Origin of the sequence: Mesorhizobium sp. M1396 (genome assembly GCF_040317725.1) — a bacterium.
Lineage (GTDB): Bacteria > Pseudomonadota > Alphaproteobacteria > Rhizobiales > Rhizobiaceae > Mesorhizobium.
In genome coordinates, this window is record NZ_JAMYLA010000013.1 from 115894 (window position 1) to 141961 (window position 26068).

General features: G+C 62.7%; 26 protein-coding genes and 1 other RNA gene. 19 read left to right on the forward strand and 8 right to left on the reverse strand.

Annotated elements, in window-relative coordinates:
• Positions 1-100 precede the first annotated feature (100 nt).
• Positions 101-982, reverse strand: coding sequence for a LysR family transcriptional regulator (locus NKH02_RS11120; RefSeq protein WP_352878646.1), 882 nt, complete (start codon positions 980-982; stop codon positions 101-103).
• Positions 983-1144: 162 nt separating this feature from the next.
• On the opposite strand from NKH02_RS11120, the gene NKH02_RS11125 reads away from it, so the two are divergent.
• Both NKH02_RS11125 and NKH02_RS11130 read left to right on the forward strand, forming a co-directional pair.
• A complete protein-coding gene (locus tag NKH02_RS11125) occupies positions 1145-2641 on the forward strand; it encodes a CoA-acylating methylmalonate-semialdehyde dehydrogenase (RefSeq protein WP_352864972.1) in 1497 nt (498 codons plus the stop codon).
• Between the two features lie 409 nt (positions 2642-3050).
• Positions 3051-3254, forward strand: a complete 204-nt coding sequence (locus NKH02_RS11130; protein ID WP_352864970.1) for a hypothetical protein — start codon at positions 3051-3053, stop codon at positions 3252-3254.
• 47 nt (positions 3255-3301) lie between these two features.
• On the opposite strand, the gene NKH02_RS11135 is transcribed toward NKH02_RS11130, so the two are convergent.
• The gene (locus NKH02_RS11135) at positions 3302-3994 is read right to left on the reverse strand and encodes a GntR family transcriptional regulator (protein WP_352864969.1); all 693 of its coding nucleotides are present in this window, start codon (positions 3992-3994) and stop codon (positions 3302-3304) included.
• A gap of 69 nt (positions 3995-4063) precedes the next feature.
• Between NKH02_RS11135 and NKH02_RS11140 the strand changes: the two genes are divergently transcribed.
• From NKH02_RS11140 to NKH02_RS11200, 13 genes are all read left to right on the forward strand, one after another.
• Positions 4064-4957 carry a dihydrodipicolinate synthase family protein gene (locus NKH02_RS11140; RefSeq protein WP_352864967.1) on the forward strand — a complete coding sequence of 298 codons (894 nt, stop codon included), beginning with the start codon at positions 4064-4066 and terminating at the stop codon, positions 4955-4957.
• Positions 4958-5013: 56 nt separating this feature from the next.
• Positions 5014-6264, forward strand: coding sequence for an NAD(P)/FAD-dependent oxidoreductase (locus tag NKH02_RS11145; protein ID WP_352878649.1), 1251 nt, complete (start codon positions 5014-5016; stop codon positions 6262-6264).
• Positions 6265-6296: 32 nt separating this feature from the next.
• Positions 6297-7298, forward strand: a complete 1002-nt coding sequence (locus NKH02_RS11150) for a 4-hydroxyproline epimerase (protein WP_352878652.1) — start codon at positions 6297-6299, stop codon at positions 7296-7298.
• Between the two features lie 334 nt (positions 7299-7632).
• Positions 7633-8535 (forward strand): branched-chain amino acid ABC transporter permease, encoded by a 903-nt coding sequence (locus tag NKH02_RS11155; protein ID WP_352631950.1) that lies wholly within the window; start codon positions 7633-7635, stop codon positions 8533-8535.
• 4 nt (positions 8536-8539) lie between these two features.
• Positions 8540-10135: a high-affinity branched-chain amino acid ABC transporter permease LivM gene (gene livM, locus NKH02_RS11160; protein ID WP_352864961.1), complete on the forward strand. Its 1596-nt coding sequence runs from the start codon at positions 8540-8542 to the stop codon at positions 10133-10135.
• Positions 10135-11688, forward strand: coding sequence for an ATP-binding cassette domain-containing protein (locus tag NKH02_RS11165; protein ID WP_352878655.1), 1554 nt, complete (start codon positions 10135-10137; stop codon positions 11686-11688). Before livM ends, NKH02_RS11165 begins: the two co-directional genes overlap by 1 nt.
• Positions 11688-12416, forward strand: coding sequence for an ABC transporter ATP-binding protein (locus tag NKH02_RS11170; RefSeq protein WP_352878657.1), 729 nt, complete (start codon positions 11688-11690; stop codon positions 12414-12416). Before NKH02_RS11165 ends, NKH02_RS11170 begins: the two co-directional genes overlap by 1 nt.
• A gap of 111 nt (positions 12417-12527) precedes the next feature.
• Entirely contained in the window at positions 12528-12875 is a 348-nt protein-coding gene (locus NKH02_RS11175) for a DUF6867 family protein (RefSeq protein WP_352864956.1), read from the forward strand.
• A 137-nt stretch (positions 12876-13012) separates the two neighbouring features.
• Positions 13013-14131: a branched-chain amino acid ABC transporter substrate-binding protein gene (locus NKH02_RS11180; protein ID WP_352864953.1), complete on the forward strand. Its 1119-nt coding sequence runs from the start codon at positions 13013-13015 to the stop codon at positions 14129-14131.
• Between the two features lie 303 nt (positions 14132-14434).
• Entirely contained in the window at positions 14435-17893 is a 3459-nt protein-coding gene (pyc, locus tag NKH02_RS11185) for a pyruvate carboxylase (protein ID WP_352878660.1), read from the forward strand.
• Positions 17894-18073: 180 nt separating this feature from the next.
• Positions 18074-18334 (forward strand): DUF2312 domain-containing protein, encoded by a 261-nt coding sequence (locus NKH02_RS11190; protein ID WP_013529099.1) that lies wholly within the window; start codon positions 18074-18076, stop codon positions 18332-18334.
• A gap of 50 nt (positions 18335-18384) precedes the next feature.
• On the forward strand, positions 18385-18825 hold the full coding sequence (locus tag NKH02_RS11195) for a hypothetical protein (RefSeq protein ID WP_352878663.1): 441 nt from the start codon (positions 18385-18387) through the stop codon (positions 18823-18825).
• 6 nt (positions 18826-18831) lie between these two features.
• On the forward strand, positions 18832-19143 hold the full coding sequence (locus NKH02_RS11200) for a hypothetical protein (protein ID WP_352864947.1): 312 nt from the start codon (positions 18832-18834) through the stop codon (positions 19141-19143).
• Between the two features lie 186 nt (positions 19144-19329).
• On the opposite strand, the gene msrB is transcribed toward NKH02_RS11200, so the two are convergent.
• From msrB to NKH02_RS11230, 6 genes are all read right to left on the reverse strand, one after another.
• Positions 19330-19734 (reverse strand): peptide-methionine (R)-S-oxide reductase MsrB, encoded by a 405-nt coding sequence (gene msrB / locus NKH02_RS11205; protein WP_352878666.1) that lies wholly within the window; start codon positions 19732-19734, stop codon positions 19330-19332.
• 201 nt (positions 19735-19935) lie between these two features.
• Entirely contained in the window at positions 19936-21126 is a 1191-nt protein-coding gene (locus tag NKH02_RS11210) for a vWA domain-containing protein (protein WP_352878668.1), read from the reverse strand.
• A gap of 6 nt (positions 21127-21132) precedes the next feature.
• Positions 21133-21537 (reverse strand): type II toxin-antitoxin system HicB family antitoxin, encoded by a 405-nt coding sequence (locus NKH02_RS11215; protein ID WP_023758609.1) that lies wholly within the window; start codon positions 21535-21537, stop codon positions 21133-21135.
• An 11-nt stretch (positions 21538-21548) separates the two neighbouring features.
• Positions 21549-21743, reverse strand: coding sequence for a type II toxin-antitoxin system HicA family toxin (locus NKH02_RS11220; protein ID WP_352864939.1), 195 nt, complete (start codon positions 21741-21743; stop codon positions 21549-21551).
• Positions 21744-21805: 62 nt separating this feature from the next.
• The gene (locus tag NKH02_RS11225; protein WP_352878671.1) at positions 21806-22252 is read right to left on the reverse strand and encodes a GNAT family N-acetyltransferase; all 447 of its coding nucleotides are present in this window, start codon (positions 22250-22252) and stop codon (positions 21806-21808) included.
• A gap of 90 nt (positions 22253-22342) precedes the next feature.
• Entirely contained in the window at positions 22343-23182 is an 840-nt protein-coding gene (locus NKH02_RS11230) for an AAA family ATPase (RefSeq protein WP_352878673.1), read from the reverse strand.
• Between the two features lie 162 nt (positions 23183-23344).
• Here NKH02_RS11230 and ssrS point away from each other — a divergent pair.
• From ssrS to NKH02_RS11250, 4 genes are all read left to right on the forward strand, one after another.
• Positions 23345-23500: non-coding RNA, 6S RNA (gene ssrS, locus NKH02_RS11235), on the forward strand.
• Between the two features lie 95 nt (positions 23501-23595).
• The gene (locus tag NKH02_RS11240; protein WP_352878689.1) at positions 23596-24183 is read left to right on the forward strand and encodes a 5-formyltetrahydrofolate cyclo-ligase; all 588 of its coding nucleotides are present in this window, start codon (positions 23596-23598) and stop codon (positions 24181-24183) included.
• Between the two features lie 70 nt (positions 24184-24253).
• Positions 24254-25078: a TIGR00282 family metallophosphoesterase gene (locus NKH02_RS11245; RefSeq protein ID WP_352631978.1), complete on the forward strand. Its 825-nt coding sequence runs from the start codon at positions 24254-24256 to the stop codon at positions 25076-25078.
• Positions 25079-25152: 74 nt separating this feature from the next.
• Positions 25153-25920 (forward strand): TerC family protein, encoded by a 768-nt coding sequence (locus tag NKH02_RS11250; protein WP_352864933.1) that lies wholly within the window; start codon positions 25153-25155, stop codon positions 25918-25920.
• Positions 25921-26068: the final 148 nt, after the last annotated feature.

Genomic DNA, 26068 nt, shown 5'->3' on the forward strand with positions numbered 1-26068 from the left:
TAGAATGGGCGCCATTGGCGGACAAGGGTTGAGCGTGTGGTGAATTCGTTTGTGCTCGACCCGCCCCAGATGGCGGATTTATTTTGCCGGATTTGCGAAATCAGGTGAAGAGGCCCCGCTCCCGCTCCACCATCTTAGTGATGAAGCTGGCGACGATCTGGACGCGGCGCAGCGGCCTGACCGATTCGTGATAGACCAGCCAGTAGGCGCGACGGATGGGTGCGACCACATCGACCGGCACCAATTCCGGCATCGAGCGGGCGACGAAGGTGTGCAGGATGCCGATGCCGGCGCCCGAGCGCACCGCCTCGGCCTGGCCGAGTGCGGAGGAGATGGCGAAGCTGGTGCGCCAGTCGGCGCTGAACTCGGCCGCGTAGTCGAGCGAGGGACTGACGATGAGGTCCGGCACGTAGCCGATGAGGGTGTGCTGGCCAAGCTCGGCGGCAGTTTTGGGCAAGCCATACGCCTCGACATAGTCACGCGAGGCAAACAGGCCGAGCGAATAGTCGACCAGCTTTCCCGCCACCAGCCGGCCTTCGGTCGGCCGCTCGACGGTGATGGCGATATCGGCCTCGCGGCGCGACAGGGAGAAGGAACGCGGCACCGGCACGAGCTGGATCGTCAGTTCGCGGTGCAGCGCGGTTAGTTCGCCGAGGCGCTTGGCCAGGAAGGCGACGCCAAAGCCGTCCGGCGCGCCGATGCGCACCGTGCCGGAGACGTCGTCGCCTTCGCCGGCAATGGTCGAGCGCGCGGCGATCATGTCGCCCTCCATACGCTCGGCAATGTCGAGGAAGCGCTCGCCGGCCGGCGTCAGTTCGCTGCCGGTGGTCAGCCGGCGAAACAGTTTTGTGCGCAGCGCATCCTCGAGTGCGGCGATGCGGCGCGAGACGGTGGCGTGGTTGAGCTCCAGCCGTTTGGCCGCGCCAAGGATCTGGCCGGCGCGGGCCACGGCCAGGAAGATGCGGACGTCATCCCAGTTCATGGCGATCCTTGAAATGTATGTTGCGGTCTCATCCTTTGCGGGAATTGATGCTCGCCCGTCAATCGTTATCTACTTTCCGCACAACGGTTGCGTTCTCCCTCGCGTTGCCATCGCCGCTGCAAAGGCGGACAATACGCCATCATAAACAAAGGGAGAGAAATCATGATCGACTACGGTCATTTCATCGGCGGCAAGCATGTCGCCGGGACCAGCGGCCGCAAGCAGGATGTCATGCAGCCGATGGACGGCTCCGTGCGCGGCACGGTGGCGCTGGCTTCGCAGGCGGAACTGCGCGCGGCGGTCGAGAATGCCAAGGCAGCGCAGCCGAAGTGGGCGGCAACGAACCCGCAGCGCCGCGTGCGCGTGCTGATGAAGTTCCTCGAACTCGTCGCCCGCGACTATGACGAATTGGCCGACATTCTGGCGCGCGAACACGGCAAGACGATCGCCGACGCCAAGGGCGACATCCAGCGCGGCCTAGAAGTGGTCGAAGTCTGCATCGGCGCGCCGCATATGATGAAGGGTGAATTCACCGACGGCGCCGGCCCCGGCATCGACGTCTATTCGATGCGCCAGCCGCTCGGCGTCGTCGCCGGCATCACGCCGTTCAACTTCCCGGCGATGATCCCGCTGTGGAAGATCGCGCCTGCCATCGCCTGCGGCAACGCCTTCATCCTGAAGCCGTCGGAGCGCGACCCGGGCGTGCCGATGCGCATTGCCGAACTGTTCCTCGAAGCCGGCCTGCCTGCCGGCATCCTCAACGTCGTCAATGGCGACAAGGACGTGGTCGACGCCATCCTCGACGATCCCGACATCAAGGCCATCGGCTTTGTCGGCTCGACGCCGATCGCCCACTACATCTATTCGCGCGGCACCGCCGCCGGCAAGCGCGTGCAGTGCTTCGGCGGCGCCAAGAACCACATGATCATCATGCCCGACGCCGACATGGACCAGACCGTCGACGCCCTGATCGGCGCCGGCTACGGCTCGGCCGGCGAACGCTGCATGGCGATCTCGGTGGCCGTTCCGGTCGGCAACGACACCGCCAACCGGCTGATGGAAAAGCTGATCCCGCGCGTCGAGAGCCTGAAGGTCGGACCTTCGACCGACTCTTCCGCCGACTTCGGCCCGCTGGTGACGGCGCAGGCGCTGGAGCGGGTCAAGGGTTATGTCGACACCGGCGTCAAGGAAGGCGCCAAGCTGGTCGTCGACGGCCGCGGCTTCTCCATGCAGGGTTATGAAGACGGCTACTACATGGGCGGCTGCCTGTTCGACAACGTCACGTCGGACATGCGCATCTACAAGGAAGAGATCTTTGGGCCGGTGCTCTCGGTCGTGCGCGCGCCGACCTATGAGAGCGCGATCAAGCTCGCCAACGACCACGAGATGGGCAATGGCGTCGCCATCTTCACCCGCGACGGTGACGCGGCGCGCGATTTTGCCTCGCGTGTCCAGGTCGGCATGGTCGGCATCAACGTGCCGATCCCGGTGCCGATCGCGTACTACACGTTCGGCGGCTGGAAGGCATCTTCCTTCGGCGACCTCAACCAGCACGGTCCGGACGCGTTCCGCTTCTACACCAAGACCAAGACGGTCACCTCGCGCTGGCCGTCCGGCATCAAGGACGGTGCGGAGTTCGTCATCCCGACCATGAACTAGACGGACGATTTCTTGCTTGCGCGTCCTCGCCTACCTACTGCCGCGGGCGGGCAGGCATCAAGAACAGTGCGGAATTCGTTATCCCGACGATGAACTGGCCGAACGACAATCGATTTTGAACTCAAGGCCCGGGCGCGCTGCGCCCGGGCCTTTTGCAATCCGGTCGCGGGCCGTATCGGCCTAAACGTTAATGTGATGGAACCGGACGGGCGTTTGTAGTCTTAAGTTTCAATCCTGCCGCGAAGGAGGTGCGGCAGATCAACCAACGGCGCTGGCGACAGCTTCGGGGGTACCGCGTGGCGCAAGGAGGTGTCTGATGACACGTCTCATGGCAATGATACTTTGTGCTGCGTCTTCGTCTTTTGCCGTCCCGGCCTTGGCGGCCGGACAATGCGCGGCCCGAGCGGACATGATCAAGGCGCTCGGCGAGAAGTTCCACGAAAGCGAGGCGGCGCGCGGCGTGGTCAACCCGAGCGTGATTCTCGAGATCTTCGTTTCCGACCAAGGCACCTGGACTATCCTGGCCACCGATACGCAGGGTCAGAGCTGCGTCATCACGGCAGGTGAAGGTTGGGACGGTCCTTTGGTGGAGGCTGCCTTGCCAGGCACCTAGACCGAAGCGTTGGAAAGACACCGAACGCCCGGCGGACCTAACGGCGCTCAGCGTGTCGCCGCCACCTCGGCGTGGCCGCGCAGCAGCGCCATCAGCCGCTTGGCGTCCTTGGCCGCGGCCTCCTCGTCGCCGTCGAGGATCGAGCGGATCAGAGCGACATGGTGTTCTGCCGATTCCGCCAAGCCGGTGTCGGCCTTGTAGCGGAACCAGAAGCGGCGGCTGTGGGTCTGCAAGGGGGCGGCCAGCCGAGCGGCGAACGGATTGTCGGCGGCCAGGGCCAGCGCCTCGTCGAGTGCCTTGTCGGCCTGGATGAAGGCAAGCACATTGCCCGCGATCACTGCTTTCTGCATGGCAAGGGCTGCTTCGTGAAACAGGTCGGCGGCTTCGCGGGTGACGAAGCGGGCGGCCGAGCGGGCCAGGACCACCTCGACACCGCGGCGCGCATCAAGCACGCGCAGCCAGTCGCCGGGATGGAGCGGAGCGATCGCGATGCCCGCGCGCGGCCGCACGTCGAGCAACCCTTCCCAGGCTAGCCGCTGGATCGCCTCGCGCACCGGTGTCCGCCCGAGCCCGAGCCTTTCGATCAGGGCGCCCTCGGTGACGAAGCTCGCAGGGGCCAGTTCGAGCGTGACGATCATGTGCTCGAGCACGTGATAGGCCTTGGTCGCGGCTGGCTCGGTCACGGTGCTGGCTTCCATGGATATCAAAGGCGCTCTCCTGATATATCTTGCATATATCATAACGGAATCCGTGTTGACAGGCCGTTTCTTAACAGATATACGGCTGATATATCAGATGGAGAGATGATCATGTGGAGCGGAGTTTTTCCAGCCGTCACGACCAAATTCACCGCGGATGATCGTCTCGATCATGCCGAGATGGAGCGCTGCTTCAACCTGCAGATGGAGGCTGGCTGCGACGGTATCATCGTTTGCGGATCGCTCGGCGAAGGGCCGATGCTGTCGCCCGACGAGAAGATCGAGGTGCTGAAGACCGCGCAGAAGGTCGCCGGCAAGAAGCCGGTGCTGCTGACGGTCAACGAGGCCGGCACACGCGAGGCGGCCAGCATTGCCAAGCGTGCGGCGAAAGAAGGCGCCAACGGCCTGATGGTCGTGCCGAGCCCGATCTACCACACCAATGCGGAAGAGACGGTCGCCGCACTTCGTGCCGTAGCCGAGGCCGGCGACCTGCCGGTCATGATCTACTCCAACCGGCTTGCCTACCGCGTCGACGTCACTGTGGACCAGATGGAGGAGTTGGCGTCGGACAAGCGCTTCGTCGCCATCAAGGAATCATCCGACGACATCCGCCGCTCGACCGAGATCATCAATCGCCTCGGCACTCGCTACGACCTGTTCACCGGCGTCGACAATCTCGCCTTCGAGGCGCTGTCGGTCGGCGCCATCGGCTGGGTGGCCGGGTTGGTCACCGCGTTCCCCCGCGAGACGGTCGCCATCTATCAGCTGATGAAGCAGGGCCGCCGCGAAGAGGCGCTCGCCATCTACCGCTGGTTCCGGCCGCTGCTCGATCTCGACGTCTCGACCTATCTGGTGCAGAACATCAAGCTTGCCGAAGTGTTCGCGATCAACACCAATGATCGCGTGCGCATGCCGCGCCAGCCATTGTCGGGCGAGCGCCGCAAGGCAGTCGAGAAGATCGTCAAGGACGCGCTGGCGGTGCGGCCGACGCTGCCGTCGTTCTGAGGCTGACCGCAGGGTGAAGCGGGGCGGAGACTGGACATGCGGCTTGGCGTGCAACGATGAATAGCAACGTTGCAATCGACATCGCCATCATCGGTGGCGGCATCATCGGCATCTGCGCCGCCGCCGCTCTCGCCGAGGCGGGACGCGATGTCACGATCTTCGATCGGACGGGCATTTGCGAGGAGACGAGCTCCGGCAATGCCGCCGCCTTTGCCTTCTCCGACGTGCTGCCGATGGCGCATAAGGGCATGATGCGGCAGCTGCCGAAATGGCTGGCCGATCCGCTCGGCCCGCTCAGCATTCCGCCGGCCTATCTGCCAAAACTTCTGCCCTGGCTGATCCGCTTCTGGCGCGCCGGCGCGCCGGGAAAATACGAGGCGAGCCTCGCCGCTCAGGCGGGCATGATGAAGCTCGCCGAAGCGGAATGGATGGGCCTGCTCGATCGGTCCGGTACACGATCGATGCTGCGCGAGGATGGTTCGCTCGAACTCTACGAAAGCGAGGCCGAGTTTCAGGCTGGGCTGCCTGGCTGGGCGGCGCGCGGGCGTTTCGGCATCGGTTTCCGCCATGTCGAGGGCGAGGACCTGGCTGCCTTGCAGCCGGGGCTTTCGCCGCGCTTCGTCAAGGGCACGTTCGTCCCGGGATGGATGACGGTCGCCGACCCGAAACTGCTCGGCAAGGCGGTGTGGGCCTACGCGCAGACCAAGGGGGCACGCTTTGAGATGGCTCGGATCGAGCGCGTCGCGGCGGATCATGACGGCGCCGCGCTGACATTGGCCGACGGCACGACGAGGCAAGCCAGGCACCTTGTCGTCGCCGCCGGCGCCTGGTCGCATCTGCTGGCGAGGCAACTCGGCGATCGCATTCCGCTCGAAACCGAGCGCGGCTACAACACGACGCTGCCGACCAGCGCCTTCGACGTGAAGCGGATGCTGATCTTCTCCGGCCATGGCTTCGTCATCACACCGCTCGAAACGGGGCTGCGCGTCGGCGGCGCCGTCGAACTCGGCGGTATCGAGCGACCGCCCAATTATGCCAGGTCGAAAGCGCTGCTACGGAAGGCGCAGAAATTCCTGCCGGGGCTCGATCCCTCGGGCGGGCGCGAATGGATGGGGTTCCGTCCCTCGCTGCCGGATTCAGTGCCCGTCATCGGTCATGCATCGGGAAGCCGATCGGTGGTTTATGCTTTCGGCCACGGCCATCTCGGCTTGACCCAGGCAGCCGCCACCGGACGGTTGATCCGGGAACTCGTCCTGGGGCAGACTCCGTCGATCGATCTGGCCCCCTTCAGTCCACATCGTTTTTGATTTTCGTGAGTTTCGATTTTTCGAGGAGCGTCATGGCCAAGAAATCCTTCTTTTGCATAGACGGCCACACCTGCGGCAACCCGGTCCGTCTGGTCGCCGGTGGCGGCCCGCTGCTGCAGGGTTCGACGATGATGGAACGGCGGGCGCATTTTCTGGCCGAATATGACTGGATCCGCACCGGGCTGATGTTCGAGCCGCGCGGCCATGACGTGATGTCCGGCTCGATCCTCTATCCGCCGACGCGCGAGGATTGCGACATCGCCATCCTGTTCATCGAAACCTCCGGCTGCCTGCCGATGTGCGGCCACGGCACGATCGGCACGGTGACGATGGCGATCGAGCACGGGCTGATCAAGCCGAAGACGCCGGGCGTGCTCAGGCTCGACACGCCGGCCGGCCTGGTCGTCGCCGAGTACAAGCAGGTTGGCGATTATGTCGAGGAGGTGCGCATCACCAATGTGCCGTCTTTCCTCCATGCGGAAGGGCTGACGGTCGAATGCCCGCAGCTCGGCGAAATTGCCGTCGACGTCGCCTATGGCGGCAATTTCTACGCCATCGTCGAGCCGCAGAAGAACTATCGCGACATGGCCGACTATTCGGCGGGCGACTTCATCGCCTGGAGCCCGGTGGTGCGTCAGCGGCTCAATGAGAAATATTCCTTCGTGCATCCCGAGAACCCAGGCATCAACCGGCTGTCGCACATGCTGTGGACCGGCAAGCCGACCAACCCCGAGGCCGACGCCCGCAATGCCGTTTTCTACGGCGACAAGGCGATCGACCGCTCACCCTGTGGCACCGGCACCTCGGCGCGCATGGCGCAGCTTCATGCCAAGGGCAAACTCAAGGCCGGCGACAGCTTCGTCCATGAATCGATCATCGGTTCGCTGTTCAAGGGCAAGGTCGAAAAGGATGTCACCGTCGCGGGCAAACCGGCCATTGTTCCCTCGATCGGTGGCTGGGCGCGGATGACCGGATTGAACACCATTTTCATCGACGACCGCGATCCGTTCGCGCATGGTTTCGTGGTCAAGTGAAGGGAAAGCTGACCCTACGGAAAGGAGCGGAAGGAAAAACGGTCTATGTCAGTAACGCAATGATTCTTCTCATCACCTAATTTTGACGGCGATTTCTTCGAAACGAGGCGCATCATGCAGTCGAATCGTCAAAGACATTGCGTTATGCCAATGGTAGGGTCCGCGATAGTCCAGGGGCCGGGTGGGAAAAAACGGGCAATCCGACGGCGTGTCGGCAAAACGCGCATGACGATTGAAAAATGACGTTGCAATCCGGGCTCGAAACTTTACGACTAGGGGAAATACGAAAAGGAATGCGTCTGCATGGGCGACATTCCAGGGGAGCCACGTACACATGCAGTACTTTGTCCAGCAGCTTATCAATGGGCTGACGCTGGGATCGATCTATGGGCTGATCGCGATCGGCTACACGATGGTCTACGGCATTATCGGCATGATCAACTTCGCTCATGGCGACATTTTCATGGTGGGTGCCTTCACGGCCCTGATTGTCTTCCTCGCTCTAGGCGCGCTGTTCTATTCGGTGCCCGTGGTGCTGGCGCTGCTGCTCATGATGATCGTGGCGATGCTGCTCACCAGCCTCTACAACTGGACGATCGAGAAGGTTGCCTACCGGCCACTGCGCGGCTCCTTCCGGCTGGCGCCGCTGATCACCGCGATCGGCATGTCGATCGCGCTGTCGAACTTCGTCCAAGTGACGCAGGGGCCGCGCAACAAGCCGATCCCGCCGATGGTCAGCCAAGTCTACAACATCAACGGCATCAGCGTGTCGCTGAAGCAGATCATCATCGTCATCGTCACGGCGCTGCTGCTGGCGCTGTTCTGGTACCTGGTCAACAGGACTTCGCTTGGCCGAGCGCAACGCGCCTGCGAGCAGGACCGCAAAATGGCGGCGCTGCTCGGCATCGATGTCGACCGTACCATATCGATCACCTTCATAATGGGCGCGGCGCTTGCCGCCGTCGCCGGCACCTTGTTCCTGATGTATTACGGTGTCATCGCCTTCTCGGACGGCTTCACGCCGGGCGTGAAAGCCTTTACCGCAGCGGTGCTGGGCGGCATCGGTTCGCTGCCGGGCGCGGTGCTCGGCGGGCTGATGATCGGCTTCATCGAGAGCATGTGGTCGGCCTATTTCTCGATCGACTACAAGGACGTCGCGGCGTTCTCGATCCTGGCGATCGTGCTGATCTTCCTGCCTTCCGGCATACTGGGCCGGCCAGAAGTCGAAAAGGTCTGAGACCATGGCCGTCACCGTATCTCCGGAGCGCGACGTCGTCGCCACCCCTGTCCAACGCGCCCTCAAGGAAGCCTTCTATGCCGGCGCCATCGCGCTTGGCCTGTTCGTGCTGTTCATCGGGCTGAAGACCGGTCAGAACATCTCCAATGAACTGGTCCTGACCGCGCGCTGGGGCCTACTTGCCGCAGTGGTGATCGCCACGGCGGTCGGGCGGTTTCTTTATGTCGCCTATGGCCAGCCCTTCTTGGCCAACCAGAAGATCGCCGATGTCGCCACCGGCCTGTTGCCGGCCAGCGTCGCATCACGCTTCTTCCAGTTGCCGGCCTTCATAGCGGCCGTCATCGCCGCGGTGCTGCTGTTCGTTTTCAGCAATTCTCTCCCCGGATGGGTCGGAGCAGAACCGGCCGGCTATCTGCAATTCCTGCGCGCGCTCGCGGTCATCTATCTGCTGGCTTGCGTGATCTATTATTTCCGCGCCTTCATCCATGCCAACTTCAACAAATTGGGCGTCACGGCTCTGGTGCTGTATCCGATCCTCGTGGTGGCGGTGCTGTCGCTGAACGCCTGGTCGATCGCCAGCGGGCTGCAGGGTTCGCTGAAATGGGTCGACAATTTCGGCATCCAGATCCTGATCTATGTGATGCTGGCCTGGGGCCTGAACATCGTTGTCGGCCTCGCCGGCCTGCTCGACCTCGGCTACGTCGCCTTTTATGCGCTTGGCGCCTATTCCTATGCGCTTCTCGCCACGCACTTCGGCCTGTCGTTCTGGATCCTGTTGCCGGCCGCCGGCGCCATGGCCGCCCTCTGGGGCGTGCTGCTCGGCTTCCCCGTGCTGCGCCTGCGTGGCGACTATCTGGCTATCGTGACGCTGGCTTTCGGCGAGATCATCCGCCTGGTGCTGATCAACTGGCGCGACGTGACCAACGGTTCGGCCGGCATTTCCGGCATTCCCAAGGTCAGCTTCTTCGGCCTGATGTCGTTCAACGTGTCTGACTCGAACTACATCGCCAAGGTGCTGGGCATCGCCCAGTCCGGCGCCTACTACAAGATTTTCCTCTATTATCTGATCCTGGGCCTGTGCCTGCTCACCGCCTTCGTCACCATCAGGCTGCGGCGTCTGCCGGTCGGCCGCGCCTGGGAAGCGTTGCGTGAGGATGAGATCGCCTGCCGGTCTCTGGGCATCAACACGACGACGACCAAGCTCACGGCTTTTGCCACGGGCGCCATGTTCGGCGGCTTCGCCGGCTCGTTCTTCGCCGCGCGGCAAGGCTTCGTCAGCCCGGAATCCTTCGTCTTCCTGGAATCGGCCATCATCCTGGCCATCGTCGTTCTCGGCGGCATGGGCTCGCTGGTCGGCATCGCGGTTGCCGCGATGGTGATGATCGGCGGCACCGAGGCGCTGCGCGAACTCGACTTCCTCAAGCAGATATTCGGGCCGGACTTCACACCGGAGCTCTACCGCATGCTTCTGTTCGGCATGGCCATGGTCATCGTCATGCTGTGGAAGCCGCGCGGCTTCGTCGGCAGTCGCGAGCCGACCGCCTTCCTCAAGGTGCGAAGAGCGGTCTCCGGTTCCTTCACCAAGGAAGGCCACGGCTGATGAATGCGAGCACACCCATGAACGAGGCGATCCTGCGGGTCGAGCATCTGTCGATGAAGTTCGGCGGCCTGGTCGCCATCGGCGACCTGTCCTTCACCGCCAAGCGCGGTGAGATCACCGCGCTGATCGGACCCAACGGTGCCGGCAAGACCACCGTGTTCAACTGCATCACCGGCTTCTACAAGCCGTCGGAAGGCATGATCACGCTCAACCGGAACGACGGCTCGAGCTATTTGCTCGAACGTCTGCCCAACCACGAGATCCCGGCGCGCGCCAAGGTGGCGCGTACCTTCCAGAACATCCGCCTGTTCTCGGGCATGACGCTGCTGGAGAACCTTTTGGTTGCCCAGCACAACAAGCTGATGAAGGCCTCGGGCTATACGGTCCTTGGCCTGTTTGGCTTCAGCGGCTACCGCAAGGCTTCCGCCGAATCGGTCGAACTTGCCAGGCACTGGCTGGAGAAGGCCGATCTCGTCGACCGCGCCGACGATCCGGCCGGCGACCTGCCCTATGGCGCGCAGCGGCGCCTCGAGATCGCCCGCGCCATGTGCACCGGTCCGGAGCTTTTGTGCCTGGACGAGCCGGCCGCTGGCCTCAATCCAAAGGAATCCGCAGCGCTCAACGAACTGCTGATCGACATCAAGAACACATCAGGCACCTCGATCCTGTTGATCGAGCATGACATGTCGGTGGTCATGCAGATATCGGACCACGTCGTGGTGCTGGAATATGGCCGCAAGATCTCGGACGGCAGCCCGCAATCGGTGCGTACCGACCCGCGCGTCATCGCAGCCTATCTCGGCGTCGACGACGAGGAAGTCGAGTCGGTGCTGACAGAAGTCGGCGACGAAGACGTCATCGAACAGCTCGATACGGGACCGGATGCAGCACACGGCCCGGGAACATCGTCGTCCTATCTCGCCGGGCCGGTGACCGACACGGTCGGCCACAGTTCGGGCGAGCGGGTCACGGTGGCCAAGGGCGCGTCAAAGGCCGGTCAGGTCGACGCAAAATCGCTCGCCGCGGCAAACAAGGCGGCCTCGCTGGCGGCTGTGCCGGCGGCTTCGGCAAAGCCCGTCTCCGCGGCAAAAGCAAAGCCTGCGCCGAAAGCGTCAAAGGCGGCAACCGGAACGGCGGTGAAGTCGACTGCGCCGGCCAAGCCGGCAGCCAAGGCTCCTGCCGCGAAGGCCCCTGCAGCGACGGCTGGGGGAATCTCCAACCGGCTGCCAGCGCCTCGCGGCGGCAAGGCCGATAATTTGACCCGCATCAAGGGCATCGGTTCGGTCAACGAGAAGAAGCTCAACGATCACGGCATCTTCCACTTCGACCAGATCGGCGCCTGGAAAAAGTCCGACGTCGAAGCCGCCGAAGCCTATCTTGCCTTCGATGGGCGCATCGCTCGTGAGGAGTGGGTCAAGCAGGCCAGGCTGCTCAGCCAGGGCAAGGACACGGAATTCTCGCGCCGCGTCGATGCGGGCAAGGTGGCGACCAGCCATACTTCCGGGAAGACTGCCGCCAAGCCCGTGGCGGGCAAGCGCAGAGGGGGCAAGTGATGGCCGGGACAACGCTGCTCGATATCAAGGGCGTGCAGACCTATTACGGCAACATCCGGGCGCTGAACGGCGTCGATGTCACCGTGAAGGAAGGTGAGATCGTGGCGCTGATCGGCGCCAACGGCGCCGGCAAGTCGACGCTGATGATGACTATCTTCGGTGCGCCGCGCGCTCGAGCCGGCACCATCACATTCGCCGGCACCGACATCACCCAGATGCCGACGCATGAGATCGCACGCATGCGCATTGCCCAATCGCCCGAGGGCCGGCGCATCTTCCCGCGCATGACGGTGATGGAAAACCTGCAAATGGGCGCCAGCCTCGACAACCTCGAGCACTATGACGAGGACGTCGAGAAGGTGTTCACGCTGTTCCCGCGGCTGAAGGAGCGCATCGCCCAGCGCGGCGGCACGCTGTCGGGCGGCGAGCAACAGATGCTGTCGATCGGACGCGCGCTGATGGCGCGGCCAAAGCTGCTTTTGCTCGACGAACCGTCGCTGGGTCTCGCGCCGCTGATCGTCAAACAGATCTTCGACGCCATCCGCGAGCTGAACCGCACCCAGGGGCTGACCGTGTTCCTGGTCGAGCAGAACGCCTTCGGCGCGCTCAAGCTCGCCACGCGCGGCTATGTCATGGTCAACGGCAACGTGACGATGAGCGGTACCGGCAAGGAACTGCTCGCCAATCCGGAAGTGCGCGCCGCCTATCTCGAAGGCGGACACCACTGAGTTTAGAGCGGATGTGTGCGTTCGATATTCCGCTCCAAATTGTTTGTTTGTCGCATGATCCTTGTCCGAAAAGTCTGCAACTTTTCGGGATCATGCTAAGGAGACTTCATCATGCAGGGCATTCTCTATGAGGAACCCTCGATCTGGCAGTTCTTCTTCGTCACCTGTCTGCTCGGCGGCTGGGCGGCCTGGATGACGGGCAAGGCCAGCGCGCAGACCTGGCGCAGCTTCATCCAGCTGTTCGCCTACATGCTGGGTCTCGGCATCGGCATCCGCTTCATCCATCACGCGCTGTTCGGCGGCACGATGTTCTCGCTGCACTACTATGTCGTCGATACAATCGTGCTGATGATCCTCGGTTTTGTCGGCTTTCAATACACGCGCACCAACCAGATGGTGACACAGTATAATTGGCTCTACGAAAGAGCTTCAATCTTGAGCTGGAAACCGAAAGGTTGACGTTCATCATTAGCGCCGCATCGGAATTGAATCGGCGTGACAAGTGCCTGAAAATCGGCAAACTATGCTTTCTGCGATAAGGGTGGGCATCGCATGAAAGCTTCATCCACGCCCACTCCGTAAATGGGAGCGTTTAAATGAAAAAGTCACTTTTGTCCGCCGTCGCCCTGACCGCGCTGGTCGCGTTCGGCGGCAACGCGTGGGCTGACGTCATGTTCGGCGTAGCCGGTCCGATCACTGGTCCGAATGCCGCATTCGGCGCGCAGCTTCAGAAGGGTGCGGAAGCCGCTGTGGCCGACATCAATGCCAAGGGCGGCATCAATGGCGAGCAGATCAAGCTCGAAGTCGGCGACGACGTCTCCGATCCGAAGCAGGGCATCTCGGTTGCCAACAAGTTCGTCGGCGACGGTGTCAAGTTCGTGGTCGGGCACTTCAACTCGGGCGTCTCGATCCCGGCATCGGAAGTCTATGCGGAAAACGGCATCGTCGAGATCACCCCGGCCGCCACCAACCCGAAGCTCACCGAGCGCGGCCTGTGGAACGTGTTCCGCACCTGCGGACGCGATGACCAGCAGGGTAGCATCGCCGGCGCTTATCTCGCCGCGAACTTCAAGGACGCCAAGATCGCCGTCGTTCACGACAAGACCACCTACGGTCAGGGCCTTGCCGACGAAACCAAGAAGGCGATGAATGCCAAGGGCCTGACGGAAGTCATGTACGAAGGCATCAATGTCGGCGACAAGGACTTCTCGGCACTGATCGCCAAGATGAAGGAAGCCGGCGTAACCATCATCTACTGGGGCGGCCTGCACACCGAAGCCGGCCTTATCATCCGCCAGGCGGCTGACCAGGGCCTCAAGGCGACACTGATTTCCGGCGACGGCATCGTGTCGAACGAGCTGGCTTCGATCGCAGGTGACGCGGTTGCGGGCACGCTCAACACGTTCGGCCCGGACCCGCGCCTGATCCCCGCCAACAAGGAACTCGTCGAGAAGTTCCGCGCGCAGGGCTTCGAGCCGGAAGCCTACACGCTCTACTCCTACGCCGCCGTACAGGCGCTCGCCGAAGCAGCGACCGCTGCCAAGTCGAACGACCCGCAGGCAGTTGCCAAGGCGCTGCATGAAAACGGCCCGTTCAAGACCGTGCTCGGCGACCTGTCCTATGACGCCAAGGGCGACCCGACGCTGCCCGGCTACGTCATGTACGAATGGAAGAAGGGCGCCGACGGCAAGTACACCTACATCCAGAAGATGTAAGCTCGTCAGTCTCCAGACTTTACGGATGCCCGGTGCTTCGCGCCGGGCATTTTTCTTTTGAGGCCGTTGCCTCTCCATCGAGGCCGGCAGACCAATCCAGCCCGGGCCTTTAGCCCGGAAACGATCGCGCGTTGACCGCAATGCCCATCGCTTCGCTGCGTGTTCGACTGAATGCGACCGCCCTTGGCGCAAAGATTCCATTTCAATCGGTTTAAATGCCTGTCAATTTCGTTTGCACTGCAGCATTTTCACGCTAATCATTGCGCCGATTTCTCTTCCCTTCCGTTGCTGGAGCCTCAGTCCTTGGCCATCACGAAGATCCTCGTCGCCAACCGGTCCGAAATCGCCATTCGCGTCTTTCGCGCGGCCAACGAACTCGGTCTCAAAACCGTGGCGATCTGGGCCGAGGAGGACAAATACTCCCTGCATCGCTTCAAGGCCGACGAGAGCTACCAGGTCGGACGCGGGCCGCATCTGACCCGGGACATGGGACCGATCGAAAGCTATCTGTCGATCGAGGAGGTGATCCGCGTCGCCAGGCTCTCGGGCGCCGATGCCATTCATCCCGGCTACGGCCTGTTGTCGGAAGGCCCCGAATTCGCCGATGCCTGTGCCGAGGCCGGCATCACCTTCATCGGGCCGAAGCCGGATACGATGCGCCGGCTCGGCAACAAGGTCGCGGCGCGCAATCTCGCCATCGAGGTCGGCGTGCCGGTGATCCCCGCCACCGATCCGTTGCCGGACGACATGGATGCGGTCAAGAAACTGGCCAAGCAGATCGGCTATCCGGTGATGCTGAAGGCATCATGGGGCGGTGGCGGCCGCGGCATGCGCGCCATTCGCGCCGAAGCCGACCTTGCCCGTGAAGTCACGGAAGGCAAGCGCGAGGCGAAAGCCGCATTCGGCAAGGACGAGGTCTATCTCGAAAAGCTGATAGAGCGCGCCCGCCATGTCGAGGTGCAGGTGCTGGGCGACACGCATGGCAACGCCGTGCATCTGTTCGAGCGCGACTGCTCGATCCAGCGCCGCAACCAGAAGGTCGTCGAGCGGGCGCCGGCGCCATACCTCGAAATGTCGCAGCGCGAGGAGCTTTGCGGCCATGCGCTGAAGATCGCCCGCGAAACCAGCTATATCGGCGCCGGCACGGTCGAGTTCCTGCAGGACGCCGACACCGGCAAATTCTACTTCATCGAGGTCAACCCGCGCATCCAGGTCGAGCACACCGTCACCGAGCAGGTGACCGGCATCGACATCGTCAAGGCGCAGATCCACATCCTCGACGGCTTCGCCATCGGCACGCCGGAATCGGGCGTGCCGATGCAGATGGACATCAGGCTGAACGGCCATGCCTTGCAGTGCCGCATCACCACGGAAGATCCCGAGCATAATTTCATCCCGGACTACGGTCGCATAACCGCCTATCGCGGCGCGACGGGTTTCGGCATCCGCCTCGATGGCGGCACCGCCTATTCCGGGGCGGTGATCACCCGCTTCTACGATCCGCTGCTGGAGAAGGTGACGGCGTGGGCGCCGACGCCGGCGGAGACCATCGCCCGCATGAACCGGGCGCTGCGCGAGTTCCGCATCCGCGGCGTCGCCACCAATTTGACCTTCCTCGAAGCGATCATCAACCACCCGAGCTTCGCCGACAATTCCTACACGACGAAGTTCATCGACACGACGCCGGAGCTGTTCCAGCAGGTCAAGCGGCAGGACCGCGCCACCAAGCTGCTCAACTATCTGGCCGACGTGTCGGTCAACGGTCATCCCGAGACGCGCGGCCGGCCGCAGCCGAAGGCCGACGCGGCCGCACCATTGGTGCCCTATCTCAACGGCAATGTGCCTGATGGCAGCAAGCAGAAGCTCGACGTGCTCGGACCGGAGAAATTCGCCGGCTGGATGCGCGACCGGAAAGAGGTGCTGGTCACCGACACGACGATGCGTGACGGCCACCAGTCGCTGCTGGCGACGCGCATGCGCACGCATGACATCGCCGGCATTGCCGGCACTTATGCGCGCGCCCTGCCGCAGCTCCTGTCGCTCGAATGCTGGGGCGGCGCCACCTTCGACGTTGCCATGCGCTTCCTAACCGAAGACCCGTGGGAGCGGCTGTCGCTGGTGCGCGAGGCGGCGCCCAATGTGCTGCTGCAGATGCTGCTGCGCGGCGCCAACGGCGTTGGCTACACCAACTATCCCGACAATGTCGTGCAGCATTTCGTCAAGCAGGCGGCCGCCGGCGGCATCGACCTGTTCCGCGTCTTCGACTGCCTGAACTGGGTCGAGAACATGCGCGTCGCCATGGATGCGGTCGGCGCCGAGGGCAAGCTGATCGAAGCGGCGATCTGCTACACCGGCGACATCCTCGATCCGGCGCGGGCGAAATACGACCTCAAATACTATGTCGGCCTGGCCGGGGAATTGCAGGCGGCCGGCGCCCACATCATCGCCGTCAAGGACATGGCCGGACTGCTGAAGCCTTCCGCCGCACGTGTGCTGTTCAAAGCGCTGCGCGAAGCGACCGACTTGCCGATCCATTTCCACACCCACGACACGTCAGGCCTGTCGGCGGCGACGGTGCTGGCGGCGGTCGACAGCGGCGTCGATGCTATCGACGCGGCGATGGATTCGCTCTCGGGCAACACCTCGCAGCCATGTCTCGGCTCCATCGTCGAGGCGCTGAAGGGCACCGAGCGCGATCCGGGCCTCGATCCACAGTGGATCAGGAAGATCTCGTTCTACTGGGAAGCGGTGCGCAACCAGTATGCCGCCTTCGAAAGCGACCTCAAGGGACCGGCCTCGGAAGTCTACCTGCACGAGATGCCGGGCGGGCAGTTCACCAATCTCAAGGAGCAGGCGCGTTCGCTCGGGCTGGAGACACGCTGGCACGAGGTGGCGCAGACCTATCACGACGTCAATCTGATGTTCGGCGACATCGTCAAGGTGACGCCGTCGTCCAAGGTCGTCGGCGACATGGCGCTGATGATGGTGAGCCAGGATCTCACCGTCGCCGATGTCGAGAACCCCAGCAAGGACATCGCCTTTCCGGACTCCGTGGTGTCGATGCTGCGCGGCGATCTCGGCCAGTCGCCCGGCGGCTGGCCTGAGAAGCTGCAGAAGAAGGTGCTAAAAGGCGACAAGCCGATAAAGGCGCGGCCTGGCTCGCTGCTGAAGCCCGCGGACCTCAAGGCCAACCGCAAGGAGATCGAGGAGAAGCTCGAGCGCAAACTCTCGGAGTTCGAATTCGCCTCGTGGCTGATGTACCCGAAGGTGTTTACGGATTTCGCCGGCGCGCAGGAAACCTACGGTCCGGTCAGCGTCCTGCCGACGCCGACCTATTTCTACGGCATGAAGCCGGAAGACGAGATATTCGTCGATATCGAGAAGGGCAAGACGCTGGTGGTGCGCTGCCTTGCCATCGGCGATGTCGACGAAAAGGGCATGGTCACCGTGTTCTTCGAGCTCAACGGCCAGCCGCGCCGCGTCAAGGTGCCCGACAGGGCGCATGGCGCGTCCGCCGCCAAGGCCCGCCGCAAGGCCGAGCCCGGCAACGAGGCCCATGTCGGTGCGCCGATGCCGGGTGTCGTCTCCGCACTTTCGGTTGCCGCCGGCCAGGCCGTGAAGGCCGGCGACGTGCTGCTTTCCATCGAGGCGATGAAGATGGAAACGGCGCTGCATGCCGAGCGCGACGGCACCGTCGCCGAGGTGCTGGTCAAGGCCGGCGACCAGATCGATGCCAAGGATCTGCTGATCGTCTTCGGATAAGGTGTATTGATATTCAGATGATGCCGGCCTGACCTCAATCTCAACACACCTTAGGGTGTGCCCAACCCTTCATGCAGCATCGATAACGGCTTGACCCGCCGCCGCCGGTCGGGCATCGAACCGGCTCGAATTTGCCGCCGTCGTCGCCGAGTCGCGGCGCGGAAACGATGTGGAGAAAAAATGGCCGACGATATCACCGATACCAGCCAGACTGTTGCCGCCGGCCAGCTGCGTGCCTTCATCGAGCGCATAGAGCGGCTCGAGGAAGAGAAGAAGACCATTTCCGACGACATCAAGGAAGTGTTCGCCGAGGCCAAGGGCACCGGCTTCGACACCAAGGCGATGCGCACGATCATCCGGCTGCGCAAGAAGGACCAGGCCGAGCGGCAGGAAGAGGAAACTATCCTCGACCTGTACAAGGCCGCGCTCGGCATGGTGTAAGACTAACCGACCCGGCATCCAATGCGGTTGCCGGAGAAACGGTTTGAACCATGAGCGAATTCGACTTCGGCGCCCGCCGTGCTTCTGAATTCCGCCAACGCGGCTTCTGGATGCTGTTCGCCGAGCGGCATCCGGAAGAAAAGCCTCTGATGGCGAGGCGCGGACCCTGGTTCTGGCAACGCGGGCTGCCCGACTTCGCGTTGGTCCTTTCCATGTATGTCGCGCCGGCGCAGAACCATGTCGGCGTCTTCTTCGGCCGCAACGAGAAGTTCGGCGCCACGCAAGCCTGGTCGCGGTTGAAGCCGTTCCAGCCGGCGATCGAAGACAGGCTGAAGCTCAGGCCGGAACAGAGTTGCGAGGGCCTCGGCATCAATTCGATGTGGCGGGTGAATTGTTATGCCGAGGACAATTGGCCGGCTATGACCGACTGGCTGGTGACCGAATGTTCGCGTATCGAATATGCGGTGACCGAAGTCCTGGGGCAGGGGTGATATCAGGTGTTGCCAGAAGGCGTCGGATCCTTCTTCCGCTCACGTTGGCAAGGCCGGGTGCCGCTCGACCGGCTGTTCTGGCGCGACCTTGCCCTTGTCGGCACGGCGCTCAACGTTGCGTCCGCGGTGACCGCGATTATCGTGCTTGCGCTGAAGCTGCCGCTTGTGCTGGTTCTGGCGGTGCATTTCGCGCTGGTGCCCTACAACATCTTCCTGACCTTTGCCGTCTGGCGAACCACGGAAAGGGCCGGTGGCACCAAGGCCTCGTTGATGGCGCTCGGGGCTACACTGTGGCTGATCCTGACGGTCGTGGCCTGATAGCGCGAGGCGGGCGCCTGTCGTGTTCGCCGGAGTTCCTGCCGCCCAAAGAAAAGAAAAGGGCGGCCGCAGCCGCCCTTTCCACTTATCCAGCGATCGTTTGGCTCAAAGCGCGTCGCGCTTTGAATTACTGTTTCTATGCATGTCGTTGTCCCAAAACCGCTGCGCACTTTTGGGCGACTTGCATCAAGCCGCCGGCTCGAATTTCAGCGCCACGCCGTTGATGCAATAGCGCAGGCCGGTCGGCGGCGGGCCATCCTCGAAGACATGGCCGAGATGGCTGCCGCAGCGGGCGCAGTGGCATTCGGTGCGGACCATGCCGTAGCTGCGATCGACGGTGTTCTCGACCGAGCCCGGCACCGGATCGTTGAAGCTCGGCCAGCCGGTGCCGCTCTCGAACTTCAGCTTGGATTCAAAAAGCGGCTGGTCGCAGCCGACGCAGGAAAAGGTGCCGGCGCGCTTCTCGTAGAGCAAAGCGCAGCTTCCCGGCCGTTCGGTGCCGTGGCCGCGCATGACGGCATATTGCTCCGGCGTCAGCCGGGCGCGCCATTCGGCCTCGGTACGGGTTACGGGGTAGGTGTGGGTGTCCATTCGATCTCCTCAGCCTTGCCGGCTTGCTACTACAGCGCCGCGCGTCCATCGGACGCGCAAAGGACGCTGAAGCACTTTTGGCATTGCGCATGATCCTTTCCGAACCGGAGGTTCGGGGTCATGCGCGGATTGCAACCTCATATTCGCACCAACATAGGCATTTGTTACGCGCCTGCCCAGTTCCGAGAAGGCCGGCAAGGTTCAGTGCTTTCTTGAAAGCTGCTTTGTCGCGCCTTCGAGCCCGGCCAGTGTCAACGGGAACATGCGGCCGCCGAAGATGTCGCGGATCATGGCGATCGAATGGGTATAACCCCAGTTCGTTTCGGCCTCAGGGTTCAGCCACACCGCGTTCGGCCATTGCAGCAGCAGGCGGCCGAGCCAGACGACCCCGGCTTCCGGATTCCAGTGCTCGACCGAGCCACCGGGGTGAGCGATCTCGTAGGGGCTCATCGAGGCATCGCCGACGACGATCACCTTGTAGTCCGGCCCGTATTTGTGGATGAGGTCGAAGGTCGGAATCACCTCGGCATGCCTGCGGCGATTGTCCTTCCACACGCCTTCATAGAGGCAGTTGTGGAAGTAGAAATATTCGAGCTGGCGGAATTCGGCGCGGGCGGCCGAGAACAGCTCCTCGACGCTCTTGATGTGGTCGTCCATCGAGCCGCCGACATCGAAGAACATCAGCAGCTTCACGGCGTTGCGCCGTTCCGGCCGCGTCCGCACGTCGAGATAGCCATGTTCGGCCGTGGCGTGGATGGTGCCGGGCAGGTCGAACTCCTCCTCGGCACCCTCGCGCACCCAGCGGCGCAGGCGCTTCAGCGCGATCTTGATGTTGCGCGTGCCGAGCTCGATGGCATCGTCGAAATTCCTGAACTCGCGCTTGTCCCAGACTTTCACCGCGCGGCGGTTGCGGCTTTCGTGCTGGCCGATGCGCACGCCTTCGGGATTGTAGCCATAGGCGCCGAAAGGCGAGGTGCCGCCGGTGCCGATCCATTTCGAACCACCCTGGTGGCGGCCTTTTTGCTCTTCGAGCCGCTGCTTCAAGGTCTCCATCAGCTTTTCGAAGCCGCCGAGCGCCTCGACCAGCTTTTTCTCTTCGTCGGTCAGATGCTTTTCGGCGAGGCGGCGCAGCCATTCCTCGGGAATGTTCGCAACGTCGACCGCATCCGGTCCGCCCAGCGCTTCGATGCCCTTGAAGACATGCGCAAACACCTGGTCGAAGCGGTCGATATGGCGCTCGTCCTTCACCAGTGCGGTGCGGGCGAGGTAATAAAAGCCTTCGACGTCATAGTCGACCAGCCCGGCTTCCAGCCCCTCCAGCAGCGACAGGTATTCCCGCAGCGAAACGGGAACGCGCGCTGCCTTCAGTTCGAGGAAGAAGGGGATGAACATCGTCGGTTATCTGTGGCCTTCGATCTTCTCTCGTGCGGCGCTTGCAATGAATGCGGAACGCGTCAGGCCACGTCGGCCTGCTTCTTCGTCGATCGCCGCCAGAAGACCGGCGTCGAGCGACAGATTGGCTCGGACGGGCCGGCCGGAGTCGATCAGCACCGGGATCATCACGGCGGATTCGCCGGCGGCAGTATCGAGTTCGTCTTGCAGGAGCAATTGCGCCACCGTACGCGAGACCGGTAACTGCAGATGTTTCGTCGCACGTGCTTCGACCCATTCGCGCACGGCGGAAGTCGCATCGGCAATGGCTTCTTCGGGGCTTGCGCCGCCGCCGTGGCAGCCGGGAAGATCAGGGACTCGCACCCCCCAGATGTCCTCTGCCCCATCGAGAATTCCGACATAATGCGTCATGCGGTCTGTCCTCAAATCCATGCAGCCAGTCGGGCGATCGACCGGGCGACACCGGGAGATTGTTCACGATGCCTAGGTACGATGATCATCACCTCTGGCCGTTCCGGATGCTCATACTTGTCGTGCTTGCCGCCGCCGACACTTATCCAGCCATCGCGCAAAAGCCTGATGACAATTTTGCGCGTATTGGTCTCGATCAACGGCATTACACACTCAGATCATGCGCAATATATTGCGCAATGGCGACCATTTCAATCTCCCACTTTCTTCACAATAGATCATACTCGATGAAGCCCGTTCGCCGCGCCACATGGTCATAGAGCTTGCGCGCGGTGGTGTTGGTCTCGTGCGTCATCCAGTAGACGTTCTTGACGCCGATTTTCGCAGCTTCTTGTTGTACCGCCCTGATCAGCGCCGCGCCGATGCCCTTGCCGCGCACATCCGGGTCGGCAAACAGGTCCTGCAGATAGCAGTTGTTTTTTTCCGACCAGCCGGAGCGGTGGTAGAGATAGTGGGTGAGGCCGACCGCCTTGCCGTCGAGCGTGGCGATGAAGCCCTTCGGTTCGAACTCACCTTCCGTGAACAGCCGTTTCCAGGTGACGGCGTAGACCTCTTCCGGCAGCTTTGTCTCATAGAAGGTGAGGTAGTCGGTCCATAGCCGCCGCCAGTCGGCGTGGTCGGACCGCGCGAGCGGACGGACGACAATCTCAGACATTTCATCTCCTCCGAAGGTTCTGGCCGAACCTGCCTGCCTGTTCGGCTGTCGGCAACGGTCCACAGAAGGGAAAGCGCTGCTGCTGCTACCCTATTGCTGCCTTCGCGCCATGAAGGCCAGCCGTTCGAACAGGTGCACGTCCTGTTCGTTCTTCAACAGCGCGCCATGCAGCTTGGGCAGGGCGTTCTTCGGATCGGCGCGCAGATCCTCCGGCGCGATGTCGTCGGCGACCAGCAGGCGTATCCAGTCGAGCGCCTCGGAGGTCGAAGGCTTCTTCTTCAGCCCCGGCACACCGCGGATCTCGTAGAACTGGGTCAGCGCCGTTCGCACCAGATTCTGCTTGATGCCGGGATAGTGGACATCGACGATTTTGTGCAGCGTGTCGACGTCGGGAAAGCGAATGTAGTGGAAGAAGCAGCGGCGCAGGAAGGCGTCCGGCAGTTCCTTCTCGTTGTTGGAGGTGATGATGACGATCGGCCGGACCGCGGCGCGGATCGTCTCGCCGGTCTCGTAGACGAAGAACTCCATGCGATCGAGTTCCTGCAGCAAATCGTTGGGGAATTCGATGTCGGCCTTGTCGATCTCGTCGATCAAGAGCACGATCTTCTTGCCGGCCGCGAACGCCTCCCAAAGCTTGCCGCGCTTGATGTAGTTCCTGATGTCGTTGAACCTGATATCGCCGAGCTGGCTGTCGCGCAAGCGCGAGACGGCGTCATACTCGTAAAGACCTTGCTGCGCCCTGGTCGTCGACTTGACGTGCCATTCGATCAGGTCGAGGCCAAGTGCCGCCGCCACCTGGTGCGCCAGTTCCGTCTTGCCTGTTCCCGGCTCGCCCTTGACCAGCAAGGGCCGTTCCAGCGCGATCGCCGCGTTGACGGCCACCATCAGATCCTTGTCGGCGACATAGGCCGCCGTGCCTTCGAAACGCATTTTTGCTCCCTGGTTGCCATGACAACCGTAAGGAGGCGGACTTGCCAGTGCAAGACACGGCGGCGAACGGCGCTGAACAGGGGTAACGGATTCGCAGAGAATAAAGTCGCCGGCAACGCTGTCTCTCTGGCGCTTGCCCGATGAGCAGCCTATATTGCAGATGACGGTCTGTGCTTCCCGGCAGGAGAACATTTTCCCCGGGGCCTTAACGATCCTTAGGGAGCTGTCCCTGGGAAGACCCGTGGGTTTTCTCACACGGCGCCCACCTACTTTGTAGGTTCCCGGGATCGCTCTCTCCACCGGTTGTGTGGACCGTCACTATTGCCTCGCGTCCACGCATTTCGGTGGATGATGCGGTGGAAACCGTCGCTCCCAACACTCCACCCAGCCCTGTCCTTTTCTACCTTGGCCGCATGACCTCTCCCAGAGACCTGAAAAAGCAGCTTCGCCGCGAGGCACTCGGGCGCCGCGACGCGCTCGATGAGTTCTGGCGGGTCGAGGTCGCTCTCGAAATGGCCGAGACGGCGCGCGATCACCTCCACATCGAGGCGGGCCAGATCGTTTCCGGCTTCTGGCCGATGCGTTCGGAAGTCGACGTCAGGCCGCTGATGTTTGCCTTGCGCGAGAAGGGCGCACGGCTTTGCCTGCCGGCCATTCTCGACAAGACCACCATCGTCTTTCGCGAGCTGGTGCGCGGCGCGCCGATGGTCGACATGGGTTTTGGTACGATCGGCCCGCATGAGGAAGCCGAGGTGCTCGACCCCTCGGTGATGCTGGTTCCGCTCGCCGCCTTCGATGCGCGCGGCCATCGCATCGGCTATGGCGCCGGCTACTACGATCGCGCTATCGCCAGGCTGATCGACAAGGGACAGCCGCCGCGACTGATCGGCATCGCCTTTGATTGCCAAGAGGTGGCGCAGGTGCCGGATGAGGAGCATGACGTCATCATCGCGGAAATACTCACCGAGAGCGGGTTGCGCCGCTTCGTGCCAAAATTGTAGATAAATGGACGCATGATCTTCCACTGGCGTCATGCAACTTTTGCTTTGCTGACTTTCGGTGCGGGATCTTATGAGACTTCTCTTCCTCGGTGACATGGTTGGAAAAACGGGACGCACGGCGGTGTGGGAACAACTGCCGGGGCTGATCTCCGATTTCAAACTCGATTTCGTCATCGTCAATGGCGAGAATGCCGCCGGCGGCTTCGGCATTACCGAAGACATCTTTCGCGAGACGATCGCAGCCGGCGCCGATGTCGTCACCACGGGCAACCATGTCTGGGACCAGCGTGACGCTTTGGCCTTCGCGCCGCGCGAAGAGCGCTTCCTGCGCCCCTCCAACTTTCCCAAGGGCACGCCCGGACGCGGCTCCGGCGTCTACATCGCCAGGAGCGGCGCGCGCGTGCTGGTCGCCAACATCATGGGCCGCGTGTTCATGCATCCCGAGCTCGACGACCCGTTCCAGGCCGGCGAACGCGAGCTTGCCGCCTGCCCGCTCGGCGAGCAGGCGGACGCGGTGGTCATCGACTTCCACGCCGAGGCGACCTCGGAAAAGATGTGCTTCGCGCATTTCGTCGATGGCCGCGCCAGCCTCGTCATTGGCACCCACACGCACCAGCCGACCGGCGATCACCAGATCCTCAATGGCGGCACCGGCTATATGTCCGACGCCGGCATGTGCGGCGACTATGATTCCTCGCTCGGCATGGACAAGGAGGAACCGCTCAACCGGTTCCTGTCGAAGGTGCCGAAAGGGCGCTTCGAGGCCGCGACCGGACCGGCGACATTGTGCGGCGTCGGCGTCGACATTTCCGACCGCACCGGGCTGACCGAGCGGATCGCGCCGTTTCGTCGCGGCCCACGGCTGGAGGAAACCGCGCCGTCCTTCTGGTCGTGACATTGATATAGGCGCGCTTAGTACCTAATTGCCGGCGACACTGCTCTAGATCGTTAAAAGAGGGGACGACCTCCATGCAGCTCATCGAATTCCTGGCGCCGCATTTTCAATTCGTGTCCGATCCAACAGCCTGGGTCGCGCTGCTGACGCTGGTGGTGCTCGAGATCGTCCTCGGCATCGACAATCTGATCTTCATCTCGATCCTGACCAACAAGCTGCCGCAAGCGCAAAGGGCCCGCGCCCGCCGGCTCGGCATTTCGGCGGCGCTGATCATGCGGCTGGTGCTGCTGGCCACCATTTCCATCATCGTCCAACTGACGACGCCGGTGTTCACCGCCCTCGGCCACGGCTTCTCCTGGCGCGACCTGATCCTGATCGCAGGCGGCCTGTTCCTGGTCTGGAAGGCGACCAAGGAAATCCATCACACGGTCGATCCCGACGACCACAGGGATACGATGCTGGGCGAGACGCTGCAGATCAGCCTTGCCGGCGCGATCTTCCAGATATTGCTGCTCGACCTCGTCTTCTCGATCGATTCGATCATCACCGCCGTCGGCATGACCGACGAGATCGCCATCATGTACATCGCCGTGATCGTCGCGGTGAGCGTGATGATGCTGGCGGCCGGACCGCTGGCGGATTTCATCGCCAGGAACCCGAGCATCGTCATGCTGGCGCTGGGCTTCCTTTTGATGATCGGCATGACGCTTATCGCCGACGGCATGGGTTACCATGTGCCGAAGGGTTATATTTACGCGGCGATGGGCTTTTCGGCGCTGGTCGAGGGGCTGAACATGCTGGCGCGGCGGCGCAAGAAGGCGAAGTCGGGCGGCGGGCACTGAGCCTTGTCCGTCGGGGCAAGCCTAATGCCCCGACTTCGGGTGACGGTCGCCGATCAGGCCTAGCCCGGATATCTCACACTGTCTTTTGGCGTAGGTCTGAAGCGGGGATTTTGCGAGCGCGTGAGTTGCAGGCAAGGGCTGTCGCCGC

Bases quoted from the DNA above. Each gene is read 5' to 3' on its own strand.
- NKH02_RS11145 (WP_352878649.1), top strand. From the start codon at position 5,014: ATGAATAGCAACGTTGCAATCGACATCGCCATCATCGGTGGCGGCATC.
- NKH02_RS11250 (WP_352864933.1), top strand. From the start codon at position 25,153: ATGCAGCTCATCGAATTCCTGGCGCCGCATTTTCAATTCGTGTCCGAT.
- NKH02_RS11165 (WP_352878655.1), top strand. From the start codon at position 10,135: ATGAATGCGAGCACACCCATGAACGAGGCGATCCTGCGGGTCGAGCAT.
- NKH02_RS11140 (WP_352864967.1), top strand. From the start codon at position 4,064: ATGTGGAGCGGAGTTTTTCCAGCCGTCACGACCAAATTCACCGCGGAT.
- NKH02_RS11245 (WP_352631978.1), top strand. From the start codon at position 24,254: ATGAGACTTCTCTTCCTCGGTGACATGGTTGGAAAAACGGGACGCACG.
- NKH02_RS11215 (WP_023758609.1), bottom strand. From the start codon at position 21,537: ATGACGCATTATGTCGGAATTCTCGATGGGGCAGAGGACATCTGGGGG.
- NKH02_RS11120 (WP_352878646.1), bottom strand. From the start codon at position 982: ATGAACTGGGATGACGTCCGCATCTTCCTGGCCGTGGCCCGCGCCGGC.
- NKH02_RS11150 (WP_352878652.1), top strand. From the start codon at position 6,297: ATGGCCAAGAAATCCTTCTTTTGCATAGACGGCCACACCTGCGGCAAC.
- msrB (WP_352878666.1), bottom strand. From the start codon at position 19,734: ATGGACACCCACACCTACCCCGTAACCCGTACCGAGGCCGAATGGCGC.
- NKH02_RS11240 (WP_352878689.1), top strand. From the start codon at position 23,596: ATGACCTCTCCCAGAGACCTGAAAAAGCAGCTTCGCCGCGAGGCACTC.
- NKH02_RS11220 (WP_352864939.1), bottom strand. From the start codon at position 21,743: ATGCCGTTGATCGAGACCAATACGCGCAAAATTGTCATCAGGCTTTTG.
- NKH02_RS11125 (WP_352864972.1), top strand. From the start codon at position 1,145: ATGATCGACTACGGTCATTTCATCGGCGGCAAGCATGTCGCCGGGACC.
- NKH02_RS11170 (WP_352878657.1), top strand. From the start codon at position 11,688: ATGGCCGGGACAACGCTGCTCGATATCAAGGGCGTGCAGACCTATTAC.
- NKH02_RS11155 (WP_352631950.1), top strand. From the start codon at position 7,633: ATGCAGTACTTTGTCCAGCAGCTTATCAATGGGCTGACGCTGGGATCG.
- NKH02_RS11190 (WP_013529099.1), top strand. From the start codon at position 18,074: ATGGCCGACGATATCACCGATACCAGCCAGACTGTTGCCGCCGGCCAG.
- NKH02_RS11180 (WP_352864953.1), top strand. From the start codon at position 13,013: ATGAAAAAGTCACTTTTGTCCGCCGTCGCCCTGACCGCGCTGGTCGCG.
- NKH02_RS11230 (WP_352878673.1), bottom strand. From the start codon at position 23,182: ATGCGTTTCGAAGGCACGGCGGCCTATGTCGCCGACAAGGATCTGATG.
- NKH02_RS11175 (WP_352864956.1), top strand. From the start codon at position 12,528: ATGCAGGGCATTCTCTATGAGGAACCCTCGATCTGGCAGTTCTTCTTC.
- NKH02_RS11135 (WP_352864969.1), bottom strand. From the start codon at position 3,994: ATGATATATGCAAGATATATCAGGAGAGCGCCTTTGATATCCATGGAA.
- livM (WP_352864961.1), top strand. From the start codon at position 8,540: ATGGCCGTCACCGTATCTCCGGAGCGCGACGTCGTCGCCACCCCTGTC.
- NKH02_RS11195 (WP_352878663.1), top strand. From the start codon at position 18,385: ATGAGCGAATTCGACTTCGGCGCCCGCCGTGCTTCTGAATTCCGCCAA.
- NKH02_RS11130 (WP_352864970.1), top strand. From the start codon at position 3,051: ATGATCAAGGCGCTCGGCGAGAAGTTCCACGAAAGCGAGGCGGCGCGC.
- NKH02_RS11225 (WP_352878671.1), bottom strand. From the start codon at position 22,252: ATGTCTGAGATTGTCGTCCGTCCGCTCGCGCGGTCCGACCACGCCGAC.
- NKH02_RS11210 (WP_352878668.1), bottom strand. From the start codon at position 21,126: ATGTTCATCCCCTTCTTCCTCGAACTGAAGGCAGCGCGCGTTCCCGTT.